Annotated in this window: 1 protein-coding gene; it reads left to right on the forward strand. The window is 40.9% G+C overall.

The features are described 5' to 3' along the window. Nucleotides 1-778 (forward strand): IS4 family transposase (locus tag IM793_RS24685; RefSeq protein WP_193426173.1); only part of this gene is annotated, 778 nt, incomplete at both ends.

The raw sequence follows: 778 nt of genomic DNA on the forward strand, positions 1-778 counted from the left end.
ACTATGTTAGACGTTGGAAAGGCTTTCAGTTGATCGCCGGCGATGGCTCAACGGTCTCGCTGCCTGCATCACCGGGTATAAAAAAACACTTTGGCGTTTATTCTGAAAATGAAAATGGTGCCAAAAGTTGTCTTGCCCAATTGTTTATGCTTTTTGACATCAACACAAAGACAGTATTGGCGAGTCGGATAAGCGAGATGAAGAACTCAGAGAGAACTCTTTTCAAGGATTGCCTAAACAACCTGGCGGTCGATAAGGCTATTTTTATCTTAGACAGGGGATTTGGTTACTTCAATATATTCAAGAGGCTTATCGAACAGAAAAGTGACTTTTGTATCAGGGTTAGCTCATCGAATTCTACCTTTGCCAAACAGGTAATGAATAATCCATCTGAGGATTTTATTACGGAGTGGCAACCAAGTTTAAGGGAAAAAAGGACCTGTGCCGAGCATGGGCAAGATTGCGAACCCATAAAAGTAAGAGTTTCGAAAATCAAACTAACAACAGGTGAGATAGAACTATTGATATCCTCACTTGAGCCTAAGAATATCAGCTTAGCAGATATTAACCAGCTTTATACTCTCAGGTGGGGAATTGAAGAGGGGTTTAAAAAGCTCAAGCCCAAAATGAAACTCGAGCAGTTTGGTAGCCGTAAGCCAGAAGGCATAAACCAGGAATTTGAGGCCCATATTTTCATGATGAATCTCGTTGCTTTACTGGGGATTACCGCACAGGACACGATTGAAAAAAACACGGATAAAAGAAGATACGATTATAT

The sequence above is a fragment of the Pedobacter sp. MR2016-19 genome, assembly GCF_014947265.1.
In the GTDB taxonomy this organism is placed as follows: Bacteria; Bacteroidota; Bacteroidia; order Sphingobacteriales; family Sphingobacteriaceae; genus Pedobacter.